The following is a 17,114-nucleotide window of genomic DNA, read 5'->3' on the forward strand; positions in this document are numbered from 1 at the left end:
CAAATAAATTTTAAATTCGTTAATTCATCCCATTATAGTTTTATATTGTGTTATATAGCCTATTGACTTGAAGATATTTCGATTTTTTAATTGGCATAAAGTTCAAATTATTATATATTTGTGCAACCGTTTACATAAATTTATGAAATACTATACCCGATACGCTTCCCATCCGCAAGATGTGAAAAGGTATGACACCCAAAAATTAAGAGATCATTTTTTGATCCAAAACCTATTTGAGCCTAATGAGATCAACATGGTCTATACCCATGAAGATCGATTGATCATAGGCGGAATTCAACTCTCAGAAAAGACGGTCGAACTGACCACCTTCGATCAATTGAAGAGTGCGTCATTTTTAGAAAGGAGAGAAATTGGACTGATTAATGTCGGAGAGCATGAGGCTGAGGTTATTGCAGATGAAGAAAAGTATACTTTGCTTCCAAAAGAAGCCCTTTACATTGGAAAAGGGGTAAAAAAGGTTTATTTTAAAGGAACAAATAAGGGTCAAACCCGATTGTATTTCAATTCCGCACCTGCCCATCATGCCTATCCCACGACAAAAGTAGGCAAAAAGGAGGCTGAAATTGTTGAATTGGGCAGTTTGGAAAATTCTAACCACAGAATCATATATAAACTATTGGTGAATTCCGTTGTCAAAACCTGCCAGCTCCAGATGGGCATGACAGAATTAAAATCCGGTTCGGTCTGGAATACCATGCCGGCTCATACCCATGACCGCCGGATGGAGGCGTATTTTTACTTTGATCTTGCTGAAGACCAAACAGTCTGTCATTTCATGGGACAACCCGAAGAGACACGTCACATTTGGGTACATTCCCATCAGGCAGTGATTTCACCCCCTTGGTCCATTCATAGTGGAGCAGGAACTTCGAACTATACCTTTATTTGGGGCATGGCGGGAGAAAACCTGGATTATGGAGACATGGATGTCGTTGACCCAATAGCCTTAAAATAACAATGGACAATCTTTTCGATTTAAGCGGAAAAGTTGCCTTGGTCACAGGCGCCACCCATGGCCTTGGAATGGCCATGGCCACAGCCTTGGCGCAATATGGAGCCACATTGATCATCAATGGTCATACACCTTCCAAAATGGATTCAGCCATTAAGGCCTATGCAGAGATGGGCTTAAAAGCCCATGGGTATATCTTTGATGTAACGGATGAAGAGGCTGTGGAGGAAAACATCACGAAAATTGAAAAAACCCATGGCCTTATCCATATTTTAATCAATAATGCAGGCATGATCATGCGGGTCCCTGCACTGGAAATGGCACCAGCTGATTTTAGAAAAGTCATAGATGTCGATCTGGTGGCTCCATTTATCCTGTCCAAAAGGGTCGCCAAGAGCATGGTAACCAACGGCGGTGGAAAAATCATCAACATCTGTTCCATGATGAGCGAGCTCGGCAGAGATACCGTTTCCGCCTATGCAGCTGCCAAAGGTGGGCTTAAAATGCTGACCCGAAACCTTGCGACTGAATGGGCCAAATACAACATCCAGGTCAATGGTATAGGCCCGGGATATTTTGCCACTGATCAGACTGCACCCATAAGAATTGATGGGCACCCTTTGAATGATTTCATCATACAAAGGACACCTGCGGGGAAATGGGGTGATCCACAGGATTTAGCTGGAACTACTGTTTTTCTAGCCAGTAAGGCAAGTGATTTTATCAATGGACAGATTATTTATGTTGATGGAGGCATCCTTGCCACAATCGGTAAACCACGGGAATCATGATCAAAAGCGGAAGAATTACCATTCATGATATCGCGGAAAAGCTGAACATCACAGCTTCTACGGTTTCTCGGGCTTTAAATGACCACCCCAGGATAAGTGATCTGACCAAAAAGGCTGTCCATAAAATGGCCAAACAACTCAACTATCAACCCAATCACATTGCATCTGCATTAAGAAGTGGGAAAAGTAGATTGATCGGTGTCATTATACCTACTGCCAACAGAGCTTTTTTTTCATCTGTAGTGAGAGGGGTAGAAGAAATAGCAAACTCCCTGGATTATAAAGTTATCATTTGCCAATCTTATGATGATCCGGAAAAAGAAATAGAGACCATTGATGCATTGCTGAGTGCAAGAGTGGATGGAATTGTTGCCTCCACAGGTAAACAAACATTCACCTTTGATCATTATCAAAGAATTATAGACAAGAAAATTCCTTTGATCTTATTTGACAGAGGAAACCAGGATCTCAAGGTAAGCCAAGTTGTCATCGACGATTACAGGGGAGCTTACCAAGCCGTTAAACACCTGCTGGATCAAGGCTGCAAAAGAATTGCACATTTTACAAGTGTGAGTAAAATCAGCATTTATACGGACAGAATGAGGGGGTATTTGGATGCCTTAAGAGATGCCAATATCCCCATTGACCATAAATTGATCATTGAAGGTGACCTTCAGCTAGAAGATGGCAGAATCAGTATGGAAAAATTGCTCCGGTTAAAAGTACGGCCTGATGCTGTATTTTCATCCAGTGATTTTGGCGCAATGGGCGCCATGCAGGTTCTAAAAGAACACAAAATCAAAATACCGGAGGAAGTCGCTTTGGTCGGTTTTAGCAATGAACCGTTTACTGCCTATACAGATCCTCCTTTGACCTCAGTTGATCAGATGAGCATCACCATGGGCAAGATTACAGCTGAAGCATTCTTTGATGAGCTAAAAACAGACAAGTCAAACTTTATCCCCCAAAAAACAGTGCTTGCTCCAGAACTAATCATAAGGGGATCTTCATTAAAATGTATCCCGGAACCTAAAGCAATTTAGGCCATTTTCTGAGCGGATTGGATTGAAATTTTTTTAACTTTTTTACCATAAGCATGGAAAAAGAACAATAAATTCTGAAATTGGTTGATTATATCTTAATAAACCAATCTTCATCCTTCTATCCTTCGTTGAAGGGTAATTCATTAATTTATGCAAGCCCTCAACAGAACCACCGTCACCAAAATACAGGAGCGTCCCATAAAAATCATTCAGTTCGGAGAAGGGAATTTCCTCCGAGGCTTTGTGGATTGGATCATCGACGTGATGAATGAAAAAACTGAATTTAATGGGGATATTCAAGTGGTTCAACCCATATCTGAGGGATTGGGAAAGCTTATCAACCAACAGGATGGACTGTACCATGTCAGGTTGGAAGGTTTACTAAATGGGGAAATAAGTGAGGAAAGTCGCCTTATAACCTGCCTCAGATCGGTAATGAATCCTTATGAAGATTATAATGATTTTCTCAAACTGGCTGAAAACCCAGATCTGAGGTGGATGATCTCGAATACCACAGAGGCAGGCATTGCTTTCGATGCGGATGACAATGAGATGAACTACTTACCCCAGCAGTTTCCTGGCAAGCTGACGGCTTTGCTATACCATCGATTTATACATTTCAAAGGGAGCCCGGAAAAAGGAATGATCCACATCCCCTGTGAACTGATAGATAAAAACGGGGAAAAACTAAAAACCTGCATTTTACAGTATGCCGAGGTTTTTGAGCTTCCGGAAGCTTTTGGAAAATGGATAGAGGAACATAATATTTTTTGCAATACTTTGGTAGACCGAATCGTACCTGGATTTCCCAAAGATAAAATAGGCAAGATTCAAAATGAACTCGGCTTTGAGGACAATTTAGTCGTAATGGCTGAACCTTTCCACCTGTGGGTAATCGAAGGTCCCGATACGGTCCAAGAGGAATTTCCCGTAGAAAGCGCCGGCCTACAAGTGAAATTTGTCAAAGACCAAGCTCCATACAGAACCAGAAAAGTCCGTATCCTCAATGGGGCACATACCTGTTTGGTCCCCATAGCTTACCTACGTGGTCTCCGCACGGTCAGAGAAAGTGTCGAAGATGTATGGGCCGGTGATTTCATCCGTAAGGCTGTTTTTGAAGAAATAATCCCAACACTGGATTTGCCCAAAGAGGACTTGGAGTCTTTTGCTTCTGATGTGATGGATCGATTTCGAAATCCATTTATCCGGCATGAATTGATTTCCATCGCCTTAAATTCCATCTCAAAATTCAAAGTAAGGGTTTTGCCTTCACTTTTGGTATATCATGACAAAGAAGGCGCTTGGCCGGAAAAACTTACCGCCTCAATGGCTGCCTTACTGGTGTTCTACAGAGGCATTGACCTCAACAATGAAGCAATTCCCTTAAAGGATGGTGAGGAAATCCTAATTTTCTTCCAAGAGGCATGGAAAATACCCAACACACAAGAGATGGTGGAGAAAATCTTGGGTAACACTGATCTATGGGAAGAGGATCTCAGTTCCCATCCTGGGCTGGTCGAAAAGATTTCCTTTCAAATCTCCAAAATCCTGCAGTTGTAAGGATCACTTCTTTTTTTTGAATCCAAAAACCCACTAGCCAACCAAGCAATGGATGGCTATTAATGATTTTTGATTCTTCTCGATCGTTTTCATCATCAGAAATTTTTATTCTTTGGCAAACGGGAGGCATTTTTACCGCATCCTATATGTTACTTAAATAGTTATCATTCGGTAAAATCATTTTTTCAAAATACCCAAGGATTTTTTTTACCTTGATCTGTAACATTTGTATTACAACTGCATCACCTACATACATGCAATCCTTTTTTGAATCCCACATATGGCCATTGAAAAACAAACTATACCGGATGGCCTTCCTGTGGGTGAAAGACAGGGATGTTGCACAGGACTTGTTGCAAAATGTATATGAAAAAGCATGGAAGCTAAGGGTGGAACTTCAAAACATGGAAAACCCCACAGGATGGATGGTCAAAAGTCTCAGGAATGAAAGCTTGCAGCATTTTAGGCAAAGCAAACGGTTCGAAAATCTGGATCATCTAGAAGCTGGCTACATGCCACAGGACCATGAAAACAACCATGAAGATACCATAAAAAGGGTATTTCATTTTCTTGAAAGCTTACCGGAAAAACAACAGGAGATATTTCAATTGCGGGAAGTAGAAGGATTGACCTATGAGGAAATCGCCCAGTATATGGACATCTCAGTGGATCAGGTAAAGGTAAATTTATTCAGGGCAAGGAAATCCCTACGCGATCAATTAAGACAAAAAATCAATGAAAGATAAAATAGAAGCACTTCTAGACAAGTATTGGGCAGGAGAAAGCAGCCTGGAAGAGGAGCAGGAACTTAGGTCTTTGATTTCAAAATCCTCCGACTTTCCTTCGGAACGATTGTTCTTCGAAGACTTGGCAACTCTTTCCCAAATTGAGCCAGCCCCTTTGCCCGCACCAAAAAACAAGCCTGTTTGGCTCCGGCCCATTTGGCAATCCGCGGCGGCTGTCTTACTCTTCTTGGCCGCAAGCTTCCTGGTCTTTCAGAACCAAGAAAAACAAACGGAAGCAGAGGCCTACGAACAGGTGATGCAGGCCCTTTCACTGATTCAGCAAAACATGCAAAAAGGCACAGGTCAATTGGAACCTATCAGCTCGTTTCGATACCTCAATACCTCTCACGAGATTTTTGACTTAAAAGAATAAAAAAAAAGCCATGAAAAAATACATGATGATCTTCCTATTCCTGATGCTTGCTTCAGGATTACAGGCACAGGATGATGCCATAGTACGTTTCTTTTCCAAATACATGGAAGATGACCGCTTCTCCAGGGTATTTATCAGTCCTAAAATGATGCAGATGGCCGGTGGGTTTTTGAAATCCAATGCAGTGGAAAGCCAGCTGAACAAAGATGAAAAAGACCTTGGGGAATTGATAGCCAAAGTAAGAGGCATCCGCATCCTGACCGGTGAAAATGTTCAGGGACAAAAATTGTTCAAAGAAGCCATGGCTACCCTAAACAAAAATCAATATGAAGACCTGATGGACATACATGACAAGGGATCTGATGTGAAGTTTATGGTGAGAGAGGAAAATGGCATGGTCAAGGAATTGCTCATGCTCACTGGTTCTGAGGGAAACTTCACCCTTTTAAGTATGCTCGGGAACTTTACCTACCAGGACCTAAATATCTTAGCAGAAAATACCAGCATCCCCGGAATGAAAGAATACCAATCAGGCCAAAAGAAAAAATAATCCAAACCTTGAAAACTCATAAACCAAAATGAAAATGAAAAAGATAATATTATTTGGGCTACTGATGACCATAGGAATTATGGCACATGCCCAAAGCAAAAGTGTGGCTGAACTTTATAACAAACACAAAGCCAATGAAAATTTCTTCCACCTGGACTTGGCAGGGAATTTCATGAATTTTGCGAAAGGTTTCGACCTCAAACTGGATGAAGCCAATCTGGATCACTTGACCAGTTCCGTTGACAAGGTTAGACTGTTCAAGTTGCCATACGGAGGTCAAGCAGCCAAAGCTGATTTTCAGGCTCTGCAAAAAGGACTTCAAAAAGAAAAATTTGACTTGATGATGGAAATGACTGAAAAGAGCAATGGAATTATGCTGTACAGTAAAGGAAGCAGTTCCATCAGTGATCTGATTCTATTGATCAATGGAAAAGAAGGTGATTATATGGTAGTGGAATTGACCGGTAAATTTGATCCACAAGCCTTGGAGGAGGCGGGAAACAAAGTGGGTTATTAACCTAAAACCCACATGAATATTTTTTATTCCAGTTAAAAAATGGGTACAAGCCTCTAATTTCGGAGGCTTGTACTATTTTATTTTTATGTAATATTTTAAGAGGAAAAACATAATTACAATTTGATTTTTTGAAATTTTATTACAGAATTTTGATCAGAAACCATCGGTTTAATGTTCTTGATATCGTTTGCGACCAATTTTAATTTCATTTATAGATTTGTTAACAATAGTTTATATTTGTTACCATATCGTTATCAAAAATGATATTTTATTAAATTATTTGGAATTTAATATTTGATGTTTTACATTTGAGTCAAAATCATACTTGATTTTTTCCCCGCCCAAAATAATTAAGCTCAACTTATCAAAAAAGCTATGCTGGTTTTCCGAATCAGTATAGGAGTTTAACAAATTTAAAAAACCTATTAACAGTTTTTATTATGAGATTAATTATGGCATTATTGGTGGCAATGGGGATTTCAGGAAATTCCCTCGCCCACACTGGCGTTGAGCAATCAGCGCACGAAGATTCGGTAGTATTGCAGCAGGTAAAACCTGGCAATGTTAAACTGGTTTACAGAGAAGTTCCTAACGGTCCAGTCTATGTAAAAATTACAGATCAAGACAACAAAACGCTCGTCAAAGATAGGATTCAGATGGAAAACCCATTCTCGAAGAACTATAATATGGAATATTTAAAACCCGGACTATATCATGTAGAGGTTAAAAACAACAATGGTTTGATGGAAACCTATGACCTAGACATGAGACCTGCTAAAGAGGAACCTGTGGTTTATTCAAAAGTGGAAATGGTAGGAGACAGGAAGTTTAAGCTAGTGGTGAACGCCGTAGCTGCATCCAATCTGATCATCAGAATCTACGACAAAAATGAGCTTATCCATCAGGAAGTGGTAGAAGATGTAAAAGGAGTCCAAAAACTGTATACCATACAGGGAATCCGACAAATGGGCAACATCGTCTTCCAAGTCAGCAACGATCAGGGATTTGACCAATATCTTTCGGCTAGGTAGCCACCTGGCCCATGAAAGGTTGTGGCAAATTTGGGAAAACACAATCAAGTATGAAAAAATAGAAAGAGGCCTTTGAAGGCCTCTTTTTTTTATTTGAAATATTTGAGATTGACTACTTCCATTTCGGACAAAAACCTAAAGGATCCTCTTTTGATGTCCTTCTTAGTCAATCCTGCATAAACCACCCTGTCTAGTGCCACTACGTCATAGCCTAGATGGGCAAATATTCTGCGGACGATCCTATTTTTACCCACATGAATTTCGAGTCCCAGTATGGTCCTATCCTTTGACAGCACCTGCATGTCGTCTACTTTTACGGGTCCATCTTCCAAGGTCAGTCCCTCCTCCAAAATCTTGATTTCATCATTTTTGTTCAAGGGTTTGTCCAAGGTAACCTGATAGATCTTCTTTATCTTGTTGGAAGGATGGGACAGCTTTGCCGCTAATTCTCCATCATTGGTAAACAACAACAACCCTGTGGTATTTCTGTCGAGTCTTCCGACTGGAAACACCCTTTCCTCACAGGCATTTTTGATCAAATCCATGACCGTCTTCCGCTCTAGGGGATCATCTGTGGTAGTGATGAAATCCTTCGGCTTGTTCATCAGGAGGTAAACGGGTTTCTCCGGATTGATGGCGCTTCCTTTGTAAGTCACCCGGTCTTTCCTAAGGACCTTGTGCCCCAATGAGGTGATTACTTCACCATTGACTTTTATTTCCCCTTTCTCGATCAATTTATCGGCTTCCCGTCTAGAACAGATGCCTGAATTGGCGATGTATTTGTTTAGCCTAATTTCATCCGCTACAGGTGTCTTTTCCGCCTGCTTTTCAATTTTTTTAAAATTATATTCAGGTCTTTCAAGCTGTTCCCCCCTTATGCCTTTACCTGTTGGTTTTTTAAAGCCTGATTTGAAGGGTTTTTTGGTACCTTGTTTGGAATCTTTAGGATCTAGAGGTGCATACACCGGTTTCTGATCTTTTCCTCTGCCTTTGTAAACTGATTTACTTGCTTCTGGAATTGGTTTGCTTTGACAGGGTTCTTCATCTGCCCTCTTGAATTTTTTCAGTGGCGAAAATCCAGGATCATGGGGACGCTCAGAAGCGTCTTTTTTTCCTGAATACTTATTTGATTTAAACCCAGGTTTTTTCTCACTTCCGTAATCTTTTTTCCAGGATTTTTGATTGTCGTCTTTTTTGTTTTTCATTGTCTTGCAACATCTCTGCTGTATTTGTTATCTATCCCTTAAACCGCTTAACTACCTGATTTTAAGGGGTTGCAAAGATAAGGAAAAAATTAGTGATAAAATACAAAGATCAAAAATAAACCCCGGCAGGGTGACAGTAAATTCAATCTCTTTCTTCTCCGATCTGATTTTCCTGGCTGGCAAAATCTTTGGGTTGGGGAAGGTCTTTCAGCTCATTGATGCCAAAATATTCCATAAACCGCTCACTTGTTCCATATAGCAAGGGTCTTCCTACTCCTTCAGACTTTCCTGTGATGCGAATAAGCTCCTTTTCCAACAATTTTTGGATTGAATAATCACAGTTTACCCCTCGAATTTGTTCTAAAGTGGATTTGGTAATCGGTTGTTTATACGCAACGATAGCGAGCGTTTCCATTTGTGCAGTAGAAAGCCGTTTTTGGGATTGCTGTTTAAGCAAAATTGAAATGCTGCTCTGATAAGCAGGCTTGGTCAGAAACTGAAACCCACCGGCAACGGATTCCAGTGCAAAAGAAAAATCTTCGTGCAGGTACTTTTCCTGAAGTTGAACAAGAGCTTCAGCGATGTGGTCTTTTGGTACTTCAGACTCAAACATCTCCATCAGGCATTTTTGGATCTCTTCAATTCCCAATGGAGACGGTGAGCAGAAAATTAGGGCCTCAATATGTTTGTGCAAAAAGTCCAAAATTATTTCTTGGCCAATTTGGCTTCAATAGAATGCATCGTATGCGGAACTGCCTTCAGCCTTTCTTTGGCTATCAATTTTCCCGTATCCACACAGACACCATAAGTTCCATTCTTAATCCTGACCAAAGCGTTTTCAAGATTGATGATGAATTTCTGTTGTCTTGCCGCGAGTTGACTTAAGCTTTCCCTTTCAAGCGTATCCGCTCCGTCTTCCAAAAGTTTTGAGGTGGAAGCGGTATTATCGGTCCCACTGTCATTTCTTTTGCTCAATGATTCCTTCAAGGAAGTCAGTTCCTCTTTGGCCACGGCCAATTTTTGTAAGATCAAATCCTCAAATTCCTTGAGTTCCTCTCTCGAATAAGATGTTTTTTCTTCAGTGCTCATAACATTTTTGGTTAGATTTGGCTTTGAAAACTGTCGTAGACCGTTCAAAAAGTCCCCTAAAATACATTTAGCAATTTAAAATCAAAAATTTGAATCCTGCTTTATCTGTTACAGAATAATTTAAATTGCTTCCTTTGTAATTGAATATTCTATTTAACGGAAATTAAGCCGGTATAGATTAAATAAAATTTTAAAATCATGAAAAAAATTACCCATTTCTTCTTAATCAGCCTATTATTTTTATTGGTAATCAGCTGTGCTGAAAATTCTGCAAAAAGCGCTGAAAATAATGATTTACCACCTGAAAATCCAAAAATAGGCTTGGCCATTCATGGCGGCGCAGGAACCATCAAAAGAGAAAACATGACCCCTGAAAGGGAAAAAGCTTACCGGGAAAAATTACAGGAATCCTTGGAAGCAGGTTATGCTGTTTTGGAAAAAGGGGGAAGTTCTACCGATGCTGTCATCGCTGCGGTAAAAGTGATGGAAGACAGTCCATTTTTCAATGCAGGCCATGGGGCAGTCTTTACCAATGAAGGCAAAAACGAACTGGATGCGGCCATCATGGAAGGAGCAAGCAAAAATGCCGGGGCTGTGGCAAGCATCACCAATGTCAAAAACCCCATCACTTTGGCCCATGCAGTGATGAACAATTCCCCGCATGTTTTCATGGTAGGTGGTGGCGCCGAAAAATTTGCCATGGAACAAAACCTGGAAATCGTAGATCCTGCTTATTTTAGAGATGAGCAGCGATATGAGCAATTGCTTAAAATCATCGATACCGAAAAGCAGCAACTCGATCACTCTTCCCAACTCGAACTGGAATTACAGGATCCCTATTTTAAAGATCGGAAATTTGGAACAGTTGGAGCGGTGGCCGTGGACATGGAAGGAAATGTAGCAGCAGCCACGTCCACCGGAGGCATGACCAACAAAAGATATGGACGGGTAGGTGATGTTCCAATAATAGGGGCAGGAACCTATGCCGACAACGCTACCTGTGCGGTGTCTGCAACTGGTCACGGGGAGTATTTTATTCGGACCGTCGTGGGACATGAAATTGCCGCTCAGATGAAGTATCTGGATAAGTCTCTCAAAGACGCGGCAGATGATGTAGTCATGAAGCAGTTGGTGGAAATTGAAGGAGAAGGCGGCATCATTGCCATAGACAAATACGGTAACATCGCAATGCCTTTCAACTCTGAAGGCATGTACAGGGGCTACATGTATGAGAAAGGTAAAGGAAAAACCTTTATTTATAAAGATGAAGATGAAAAACTGTGATAGTAAAAAGGGCTGAAAATCAGCCCTTTTTTATGGTACCAATAAGGATTGAACTCTTTTTTCCAATAAGGCCAATTCAATGTGCATCCGGTATTTGACCCGGAGATAGCGGTGAATGACTTTCAGGCTCTTTCCTTTGGAGACAAAGTATTCCTGAAGAATCTGGGTGATTAGGTCTTTGTTCATTGTTACTAGGGAGAATATAAGTGAAATGGAAGTTAATAAAATTTTATGGTAATTAAAAGCAGTTAATTAAAAATATTATTTAACTCCAACCACCACAGTCTTTTTGATAACCGCTGTGCTGCCTAAGTTTATATCAATATATTCTACCCAAACGATATAATATCCTGGTCTAACCCTTTTATGACTTAGATCCGTTCCATTCCAGGTGTACATCCCCTTATTGCCCCAAACATCATTCTGGGCAATGTCTTTGATCAGCTGCCCAGTGACGCTGTATATCCTTACAGTAGCCACCAAGCCGGATTGAGGCACCTCATATTGGATGGAGGTGAAATTCTGTTCTCCAGGTGCATCCGGTACAAATACTTTCGGAGAGATCAAGATCATTTCTTCCGTCACCTGCCCAGGAGTGATTTTTTGGGAATTTTTGAAACCTGGGCTTGCATAACCCACCGTAGCTGAAGCTGAATGCCAGTGGTGGGGATTATTGACCTCTCCTTCATAGCTGATCCTTTCCAATGACACCCCTTTAGGATCCCGAACGATAGGGTGGTGCATGCTTTCATGGTACTCAAACTTTTCCATCAAGTTTTCCTCCGGATCAAGCCAGATGACAGACCCCTCCCGGATGGGATAGCTGGGCAGTCCGCTCAATTCCACGAAGGCTTCCTTGTTTCCTTTAGGATATTCCAATTTTAGTTGCTGGGAATCTGTCGTAAATACCAGATATTCGTAGGGTGAAAGGATATAATCCTCGGTAAAAACCAACCGTCTGTTACTGATCATTTCGTTGGTAAAATTGGCCAGTTTCCAGTTCTTCAGGTTGATCGCTTTGTGGGAACGGTTGTAGATTTCCACAAATTTTGGGGCTCCGGTCCGGGGATTGAAAAGCACTTCATTCAAGACAACATCACCTCTTTCAGCGGGAGACGGCAGCATAAAAGTCGCTGACTTTTGTTCTGGATTTATGGCATTCCCTACGCAGTCCCTGAGACCCACCGCACTGATTTCATAAAGCGTTTGTGCTTGAATGGGCTGATCAAAAAGGATCTTGATTTCTGCCGGATGCATAGGGTCCCATTGAACATTGGAAACACTTAAAGATGGTCGAATGTCAAAGTCTACTTCTTCTGCCTCTGGACCAAGTGCCTTGGAGAACACTACATTCAGCAAGTGAGGCGATGTGGCCATGGCCTTCAAAAGCTGGGGTTTCGTCAAGTCGGGACTTTCATCAAAAATGGCATTGATGCTTCCTGGCGTACCCAGTTTTGGAGAAGTGCTAGGCTTGAGGTTACCAAAAGCATTACAGGGCAGGTAGGGATTGATGATTTCTAAACTCATCCCAACTCCTGCCTGTGCCGCTCCCCCATAAGTGCCATTGTCGTAACTCAAACTGTCAATTACCGAGCCGTTAACCCCCAACAGTTTTACCTCATCCCCCCCATTTAAAAGGGTCGGCCAAGAAGTCAATCCAATCACTTCACCAAATGGTTTAAAATTATCGGCCTGATTGGCAGGTGTCAAAAGGACATATGTTTTGGGGGCCAAAAGGTATTGGGGCAATGTGGTTTCGCTCCTTGAATTGGCCAACCTGATTCCTCCTAAATTGATTACCTCAGTACCTGGATGGTACAGTTCAATGTACTCCGAATTGGGAAGTGGATTCTCTGCCCTTGGTGCGGGCATCACCTCATTGATGATGATAGATTTGAAAGAAACATGACTTGGATCACTAAAAGTAAAATCCAAACTTGTGGGCACAATGACATTTCTGTTTAGGTCTTCAATTGATTCTACTCTCAATTCATAGACTTGCCCGTGAATGAGGTCAAATGAGAGTTTTAATCGTACCTGATTGGACGCATCACCGCTAGAGACTTCTTCTGGAATTTGGCCCTCGATCCGGTAGTGGGAAGGGATTAATTTGAGAAAAGGATCCAAATCCTCTGAAAAGGAAATTAGGATTTCATTGGAAGAAACAAAACTCAATTGTTGAATTTGTGGGGGAGTGAAGTCTGCGATGATTTGACGGGTAGATCCAGACAACAGGAATCCATTTATATCTCTGCGAATGGGTACGGTCAAGTCATAAAATCGGTCTTCTTGAAGCGGTTTACTCAATTTCAGCTCCAAAACCGACGCATCGTTTTCCTGGAGAGAAGGTGAAAGTATGCCTTCCTCATCCCTGACACTAAAACCTGAGCCCACCAAGAATTCAGGAGAAAGGGCGTGCTCATGAACCAACAAAATACGGTCACTTTCAGGCATGTAAATCGTTTCAATACCATCCGAGTAAATCAGGGTTTCTGTCAGGTTTTCTACCCTTAGCCCTTGTTCGTTTTTTGCCACTAAAACATCCACAGTAACCTCATTTCCCAATGCAAAACCATGCTGTGGAATAATTTGAAGTTGATATTGCCTTTCCATCAATTCAACTGACTTTGGCGTTGTTCCTAAGATCCTGTAATGGTCAGGTGGAAGAGAAAATGCGGGATCCAAGTAATGGGAAAAACTCAATTGGACAGTGTCTTGATTGAGGAAAAATACTTTTCCCAATCCCATTAAGGTATTATCAAGATTTACTTCCAAATCAAAAAGTGGGTTTTGATTGGGATCTTCAATATCATTGACGGAAAAAGTCAATACCTTGGTTTTAATTTGTTCGGAGGCACTTAACAGAAAAATACGATCCGTGATTTTTTCCACCTGGCTAATTTTAAAATCACTTGATAAGATTTGATCTACCGATACCTTATGCACTGGCCTGTCCAAAGACAATTGAATTTGGTTGGGGTTGATCAACCTGACATCCGAAACGTTTACCTCTTGATTGATTTTCACTTTAAAATCATCCAAAAATAAACGGGCAGCACTTCCTGTTCCCGCCCCGTAAATCGCTTCCAATTTGATGGTTATTTCCTCTTTGTCTGTAAAGTCTGAGGGGATAAGGCTTTCATAAAACTGAAATTCTGAATCAACATTGGGAAAGGTGAGTTTATCTCCAATCTGAACCCGGTTTTGGAAGGGTTCATTTGGTGAATGGGCGAAAGAAAGGAATAAATATACCGGCCTGTTGCCAGTTCCATTGCGTTTTGTTCTAGCCGAGAACGTTATTTTAAGATTTTCTGATCCTAATGTGGTGGTTTTGATGTAAATTTCGGCATTAAAGGAACCAATAACTTGAATTCCAAGGGCATTGGATTGAGCCGTACCTTCGCCAAAAGCCTGAAAGACCCTGGAACCTGAAGCATGTACTTCATTCGCTGACCACCCGGGCAAAAATTCATCAGGATGATTGACGATTTCAAAATTGCTTTCAAAATCCTGATGACTGATAAAAGTTTCGGTTTCTTTTAAAAAAGCATAACCTAGTATGGAAAAAGCAACGAAACCCCATACACAGCACAAGGTTTTCATGCTCTAATATAATAATTAATTAGTTTAAAAAAAGGAAAAAATGAAATTAGCTGTAGTAGGAGCTACCGGTTTGGTAGGATCAGAAATTCTTGAGGTGCTGGAAGAGCATCAGTTTCCTATTGAGGAATTGTTTTTAGTGGCCAGTGAAAGGTCTGCAGGTAAAAAAATAACGTTCAAAAACAAAGAATATACAGTCATCGATCTGAGAGAGGCCGTTACCAAAAAACCGGATGTGGCCATTTTTTCTGCCGGAGGAGATACCTCTAAGGAATGGGCACCCATTTTTGCTGGAGTAGGAACCATCGTCATTGACAATTCCTCGGCCTGGAGAATGGACCCAACCAAAAAACTGATTGTACCAGAAATCAATGCCAAAACTTTGAGGATTGATGACCGCATCATCGCCAACCCAAACTGTTCAACGATCCAAATGGTATTGGCCTTGGCTCCTTTGAGGGAAAAATATGGCATCAAAAGAATTGTAGTTTCTACTTATCAGTCTGTCACGGGTACCGGAAAAGCTGCTGTCGACCAAATGATGGCAGAAAGGGCCGGACAAGAAGGGGAAAAAGTGTATCCCCATAAAATAGATCTGAATGTACTTCCACACATTGATGTGTTCCAAGAAAACGGATACACCAAGGAGGAAATGAAAATGATCAATGAAACCAAAAAGATTTTTGGTGATGACAGCATTCAGGTGACCGCTACTACGGTACGAATCCCCGTTATAGGAGGACATTCAGAATCTGTCAATGTGGAATTTAAAAGAGATTTCGATTTGGATGAAGTACGTAGCTTGCTGGCAGAAGCTCCCGGCGTGATCGTACAGGATGATCCGGCGAACAATGTATATCCCATGCCCTTGAATGCACACAAAAGGGATGAGGTATTTGTAGGTAGACTCAGAAGGGATGAATCCCAACCCAATACTTTGAACATGTGGATCGTGGCTGACAACCTCCGCAAGGGAGCGGCCACAAATGCAGTTCAAATCGCTTCCTATCTGGCAGAACACAGCATGGTCTAAGTGAGTGAATTAGGTACTATATATACCGAGGAATTAGTCAAATTTGTGCAGGATCATCTTGAGGAAGATCCTGCACTTTTGCTTTTAAAATATGGAGGCAAAACTAGTTTTGATCTGAAATTTGCGATTCAACAGATTTCAGCCCGGCAAAAATCACGACACAAGATCCCCTCATGGGCAGCCCATAAACAACTATTGTTTCCAAACTCCTTGTCTATGGAACAAGCCTCTTCCGAGGCCACTGCCATTTACAAAAGCCAATTTGTCCAAGGAGATCACCTGTTGGACCTTACCGGTGGATTTGGTATAGACGCCTATTTCTTAAGTCGGAATTTTCAAAAAGCCATCTATGTAGAACGGGACAAAGAGTTGTGTCAGATCGCTCTCCATAATTTTGAAATGTTGATCCCTGGAAAAATTGAGGTAGTCCATGCAGAAGCGGGGGAGTTTATTGAAAAAACCCCATTCAACTTCGACCTCATATATTTGGATCCAGCAAGAAGAGGAAAATTCAATCAAAAACTATACAAATTGGAGGATTGCGAGCCCAATGTGGTCTCCCTCTGGCAGCAGCTGATGCTGAAATCCAAGATGGTTATGATCAAGACTTCCCCTATCATAGACCTCAAAAGCGCTATCAGGTTACTTCCAGACATTCAACAAGTATGGGTAATAGCCCTTGGCAATGAAGTAAAGGAAGTTGTTTTGATATGGAAAAAAGGGGGAAATGTACCTGTCCCATCCATTTCCTGCATCAACTTAAAATCAGGGGAAGAAACACTTTTTACTTTTGATTTTGAAGAAGAGGAAGCCCTTGAGATTCCATATACTCCGGCTTCCAACTACCTAATCGAGCCCAATGCAGCCATACTTAAAGCAGGAGCTTTCAAGGCTTTTGCTCAGCGTTATGCTTTGGGAAAGCTCCATCCCAACACCCACCTATACACCAGTTCTTCTCAACCTAAGAATTTACAGGGAAGGATTTTTAAAATCAAACAGGAAATAAAAAACCCCTCCAAGGAGCTAAAAAAACTTATTCCTAAAGGTCTTGTCAACGTCATCAGTCGAAACCATCCATTGGATGCATCCGCTTTCAAAAAACAATACAAATTAAGAGACGGTGGTGAGGACTATTTAATTGCCTGTAAGGGACCCAATGGAAATCAGGTGTTTTGGTGTGAAAGGCTTGGGTAGTTTTAGGTTGGAGAAAATCGACTTTTATAAGTTAAAATCAGAAATCCATTTACAACCTCATCAACTGCCCTTGCTTTTGGCAC

Annotated in this window: 17 protein-coding genes; 12 read left to right on the plus strand and 5 right to left on the minus strand. The window is 41.3% G+C overall.

Features of this window, described 5'->3' with window-relative positions; all coding sequences use genetic code 11:
• Positions 1–142 precede the first annotated feature (142 nt).
• From kduI to H1A14_RS19430, 9 genes are all read left to right on the plus strand, one after another.
• Entirely contained in the window at positions 143–979 is an 837-nt protein-coding gene (gene kduI, locus H1A14_RS19390) for a 5-dehydro-4-deoxy-D-glucuronate isomerase (RefSeq protein ID WP_194777951.1), read from the plus strand.
• Between the two features lie 2 nt (positions 980–981).
• Complete coding sequence (locus H1A14_RS19395) at positions 982–1,767, plus strand: gluconate 5-dehydrogenase (protein WP_194777952.1); 786 nt, start codon at positions 982–984, stop codon at positions 1,765–1,767.
• Entirely contained in the window at positions 1,764–2,810 is a 1,047-nt protein-coding gene (locus H1A14_RS19400; RefSeq protein WP_194777953.1) for a LacI family DNA-binding transcriptional regulator, read from the plus strand. The genes H1A14_RS19395 and H1A14_RS19400 overlap by 4 nt, the downstream gene beginning before the upstream one ends.
• 150 nt (positions 2,811–2,960) lie before the next feature.
• On the plus strand, positions 2,961–4,370 hold the full coding sequence (locus H1A14_RS19405; RefSeq protein WP_194777954.1) for a tagaturonate reductase: 1,410 nt from the start codon (positions 2,961–2,963) through the stop codon (positions 4,368–4,370).
• 254 nt (positions 4,371–4,624) lie between these two features.
• Positions 4,625–5,116 carry an RNA polymerase sigma factor gene (locus H1A14_RS19410; protein WP_194777955.1) on the plus strand — a complete coding sequence of 164 codons (492 nt, stop codon included), beginning with the start codon at positions 4,625–4,627 and terminating at the stop codon, positions 5,114–5,116.
• Positions 5,106–5,528 carry a hypothetical protein gene (locus H1A14_RS19415; protein ID WP_194777956.1) on the plus strand — a complete coding sequence of 141 codons (423 nt, stop codon included), beginning with the start codon at positions 5,106–5,108 and terminating at the stop codon, positions 5,526–5,528. The genes H1A14_RS19410 and H1A14_RS19415 overlap by 11 nt, the downstream gene beginning before the upstream one ends.
• A gap of 10 nt (positions 5,529–5,538) precedes the next feature.
• The gene (locus H1A14_RS19420; protein ID WP_194777957.1) at positions 5,539–6,078 is read left to right on the plus strand and encodes a DUF4252 domain-containing protein; all 540 of its coding nucleotides are present in this window, start codon (positions 5,539–5,541) and stop codon (positions 6,076–6,078) included.
• A 34-nt stretch (positions 6,079–6,112) separates the two neighbouring features.
• A complete protein-coding gene (locus H1A14_RS19425) occupies positions 6,113–6,595 on the plus strand; it encodes a DUF4252 domain-containing protein (protein WP_194777958.1) in 483 nt (160 codons plus the stop codon).
• A 440-nt stretch (positions 6,596–7,035) separates the two neighbouring features.
• A complete protein-coding gene (locus H1A14_RS19430; protein WP_194777959.1) occupies positions 7,036–7,626 on the plus strand; it encodes a hypothetical protein in 591 nt (196 codons plus the stop codon).
• Between the two features lie 89 nt (positions 7,627–7,715).
• On the opposite strand, the gene H1A14_RS19435 is transcribed toward H1A14_RS19430, so the two are convergent.
• The 3 genes from H1A14_RS19435 to H1A14_RS19445 all read right to left on the minus strand — a co-directional run bounded on the left by H1A14_RS19435 (position 7,716) and on the right by H1A14_RS19445 (position 9,920).
• On the minus strand, positions 7,716–8,831 hold the full coding sequence (locus tag H1A14_RS19435; RefSeq protein WP_194777960.1) for a pseudouridine synthase: 1,116 nt from the start codon (positions 8,829–8,831) through the stop codon (positions 7,716–7,718).
• A gap of 142 nt (positions 8,832–8,973) precedes the next feature.
• The gene (gene scpB, locus H1A14_RS19440; RefSeq protein WP_194777961.1) at positions 8,974–9,534 is read right to left on the minus strand and encodes an SMC-Scp complex subunit ScpB; all 561 of its coding nucleotides are present in this window, start codon (positions 9,532–9,534) and stop codon (positions 8,974–8,976) included.
• A 2-nt stretch (positions 9,535–9,536) separates the two neighbouring features.
• The gene (locus tag H1A14_RS19445; protein WP_194777962.1) at positions 9,537–9,920 is read right to left on the minus strand and encodes a TraR/DksA family transcriptional regulator; all 384 of its coding nucleotides are present in this window, start codon (positions 9,918–9,920) and stop codon (positions 9,537–9,539) included.
• A gap of 198 nt (positions 9,921–10,118) precedes the next feature.
• Between H1A14_RS19445 and H1A14_RS19450 the strand changes: the two genes are divergently transcribed.
• Entirely contained in the window at positions 10,119–11,204 is a 1,086-nt protein-coding gene (locus tag H1A14_RS19450) for an isoaspartyl peptidase/L-asparaginase family protein (RefSeq protein ID WP_194777963.1), read from the plus strand.
• A 30-nt stretch (positions 11,205–11,234) separates the two neighbouring features.
• On the opposite strand, the gene H1A14_RS19455 is transcribed toward H1A14_RS19450, so the two are convergent.
• Together H1A14_RS19455 and H1A14_RS19460 are read right to left on the minus strand one after the other, a co-directional pair.
• Positions 11,235–11,390 carry a hypothetical protein gene (locus H1A14_RS19455; protein WP_194777964.1) on the minus strand — a complete coding sequence of 52 codons (156 nt, stop codon included), beginning with the start codon at positions 11,388–11,390 and terminating at the stop codon, positions 11,235–11,237.
• Between the two features lie 75 nt (positions 11,391–11,465).
• Positions 11,466–14,807 carry a lamin tail domain-containing protein gene (locus H1A14_RS19460; protein ID WP_194777965.1) on the minus strand — a complete coding sequence of 1,114 codons (3,342 nt, stop codon included), beginning with the start codon at positions 14,805–14,807 and terminating at the stop codon, positions 11,466–11,468.
• A 40-nt stretch (positions 14,808–14,847) separates the two neighbouring features.
• On the opposite strand from H1A14_RS19460, the gene H1A14_RS19465 reads away from it, so the two are divergent.
• Both H1A14_RS19465 and H1A14_RS19470 read left to right on the plus strand, forming a co-directional pair.
• Positions 14,848–15,837 (plus strand): aspartate-semialdehyde dehydrogenase, encoded by a 990-nt coding sequence (locus tag H1A14_RS19465; RefSeq protein ID WP_194777966.1) that lies wholly within the window; start codon positions 14,848–14,850, stop codon positions 15,835–15,837.
• Entirely contained in the window at positions 15,838–17,031 is a 1,194-nt protein-coding gene (locus H1A14_RS19470) for a class I SAM-dependent methyltransferase (protein ID WP_317174911.1), read from the plus strand.
• The last annotated feature ends 83 nt before the right edge of the window (positions 17,032–17,114 follow it).

The organism is Pararhodonellum marinum, assembly GCF_015354735.1.
Taxonomy (GTDB): domain Bacteria; phylum Bacteroidota; class Bacteroidia; order Cytophagales; family Cyclobacteriaceae; genus Pararhodonellum; species Pararhodonellum marinum.